Raw genomic sequence first — 2,301 nt, 5'->3', positions numbered from 1 at the left:
GGTTGGGGCCGTGGGCGTGGGCTGGGCAACTGCGATCGCTCGACGGGACCCGGACCCGGGTGCGGGCTGGGGTCCGGCCGATCCGGCGGTCCGTGCGAGGGACGGGCCGTGTCAGCGGACGATGCTTCGGAACTCGCGGTGGGCCTCCAGGTCGTCAGGTCCGATTCGGTACCCGCGTGACGCCGGTCCGGATCGGACGCGAGGGAAGGGACGAGACGCCAAAGCCACCGCGTCCCGGCCTCACCGCGGTGTCCCGGCCTGACCGTACGTCCGGCAGGCCCGCGGCGTCGGCCACGTCATGTCTATCAGCGAAACATTCCTGGAACCCCGCTGATGCCCGTTACGGCTCCGAGCCGAGACCACAGGCAGCCCCAGGACCCGGGCAAGATCCCGGGCAAGACCGGCCCCGGAGGACACGCAGGGACCCCGGAGCACACGCAGGGACCCGGAGCCGCCGCCACCAGTGATCTCCAAGGTGGCCGCCGCTACCGAGCGCCCTGCCTGCACCCCCGGCCACTCGTCTCCAGCGCCTGGTAGAGTTCTGCATGTCGCCGCGGGGACGCGGAGGCAACGCGCCGCTAGCTCAATTGGCAGAGCAGCGGACTCTTAATCCGCGGGTTCGGGGTTCAAGTCCCTGGCGGCGCACCCGTAGACAGGCCTTTGACCTGCTCTCATGTATCACAGTCATGATTGACCGCTCGTTCGATGATCGTTGTGGGCAGCCTGTGAGCGGCGCGGGATCGCGGCGGCGATTTCGGCGACGACCAGGACAATCAACGGCTCACCGGCGGTCGGGGTGTACAGGCGGGTATTCCCGGCGAGACGCGCCGTCCGGTCCCGCATGACGGTCACCGCACCGTCGAGCAGATCCGCGATCGTCTTCGTCGTGGTGGCGAAGCGGGTGAACAGGGCGCAGCCGAAGGCCAGTTCCATCCCGCCCTTCGGGTCACGCACCCACAGCTCGACCAGCCCCGCGCGCACCGCCGGCCCGAGCCCGCGCAGCACCGACCACAGCACCGAACCCTTACCCGCGCGGTGGCACCGGCGACGTCGAACGTCACCTGATTACCCGTCGACGCCGGCATCCGGATGGCAAGGTCGGTGTGGACCATCGCCGGCTTCCACCGCCACCGGTAGACGAAGGTGAGCCGGGCACGCCCCCACAGCCACCACGCCAGAACGCCAGAACGCCAGAACGCCAGAACGCCAGAACGCCAGAACGCCAGAGGATGCACCCGCCAGCAGCCGCACAGCAGCATCCACACCGGGACGCGCACCTTGTCGGGTTGTCGGGTTGTCGGGTTGTGACGGCACCCGCGGGAAACGCCGGTCACCGTTGATTCTGGAGTAAACGTTCGGAAATCCTGTGGGAGGGCATGTCAGAAGCTCGGCTTGTGGTGGTCGGGTGTCGGCTCGGCCCGGGATCGGGCCTACGGTAATGCGCCGGTACCGGGTTCGGCCCACGCGGCCCTGCTGGGATCGTCGTGGCGCCCGGTGGTGTCCTGGTCTCGGGGGCGGTCGAGCCAGACGAAGAACCGTTCCAGGTCCGGGCCTTCGGGTGGCTTCCCGCCGGCCGCGGCGCAGGCGTCGAGGTAGTCGGTCAGGTAGCCGAGGGGTTCACAGCGGTTGCGTTCGGCGGTGCCGGTGATCGTCCAGACCCGGGCGGCCAGGTCGGCGGACCATCGGGCCTGGCTGCCGTAGTAGATCTTCCGGCCGACGACCGGGTTCCGCAACGCCCTTTCCGCCGCGTTGTTGTCAAGATCTAGGTCGGGGAAGTCGCGGTGGCGCGCCAGTCCGTCCCATTCGTGGTCGAGAGTGGCCAGGACCTTCTTCGCCGCCGGGTGCAGGCTGTAGATCGCCATCTCGGCGTGGCGGGCGGTGTCGATCGCGGCCAGGGCGTTCTCGAACGCTGCCTGGGTCTCGTCGTGGACACCGCTATCGGGGTCGGCTGCGGTCAGGGCCCGGTGGGCCACGTAGAGGCCGCCGAGAGCAGCAGGTGCCGGCCGTCGGGCAGCGCGGTGTCCTTCTTCGTCGTGCCGTCGGTGTTCGTGCGGGCGACGCCGAGGTGGCCCTCAAGCACGGCGGCCGAGCGGGTCGGGGCTATCCGGAAGACCACGGTGTCCGGGGCCAGGAAGACCCAGAGCCACCAGCGGTGGCCCTCCTTGCCGGCGACCTGCTCGAAGACGTGCCAACCGGTCTCGTCGGCGAACTGGAGAAGCTCGGCTACACCATCACCATCGAACCCGCCGCCTGACCCCGAACCCCCAGGTCGGCGTTCCACACGCGCGGACCAGCCAGCAC

3 protein-coding genes and 1 tRNA gene are annotated in these 2,301 nt (G+C 69.6%); 1 reads left to right on the top strand and 3 read right to left on the bottom strand.

Features of this window, described 5'->3' with window-relative positions; translation table 11 throughout:
• Positions 1 to 572 precede the first annotated feature (572 nt).
• Positions 573 to 645, top strand: a tRNA-Lys gene (locus AC08OP_RS21600).
• 39 nt (positions 646 to 684) lie between these two features.
• On the opposite strand, the gene AC08OP_RS21595 is transcribed toward AC08OP_RS21600, so the two are convergent.
• From AC08OP_RS21595 to AC08OP_RS21585, 3 genes are all read right to left on the bottom strand, one after another.
• Complete coding sequence (locus tag AC08OP_RS21595; protein ID WP_476615852.1) at positions 685 to 1,017, bottom strand: hypothetical protein; 333 nt, start codon at positions 1,015 to 1,017, stop codon at positions 685 to 687.
• Between the two features lie 413 nt (positions 1,018 to 1,430).
• The gene (locus AC08OP_RS21590) at positions 1,431 to 1,973 is read right to left on the bottom strand and encodes an IS66 family transposase (protein WP_476615851.1); all 543 of its coding nucleotides are present in this window, start codon (positions 1,971 to 1,973) and stop codon (positions 1,431 to 1,433) included.
• Positions 1,955 to 2,301, bottom strand: a 347-nt coding sequence (locus tag AC08OP_RS21585; RefSeq protein WP_476615850.1) for an IS66 family transposase, incomplete at its 5' end; no start/stop codon positions are given. The genes AC08OP_RS21585 and AC08OP_RS21590, both read right to left, overlap by 19 nt.

It is taken from the genome of Frankia sp. CeRuru1, from assembly GCF_977966315.1.
The sequence above is the reverse complement of the archived record's forward strand: the minus strand, read 5'-3'. Positions and strand labels throughout refer to the sequence as shown.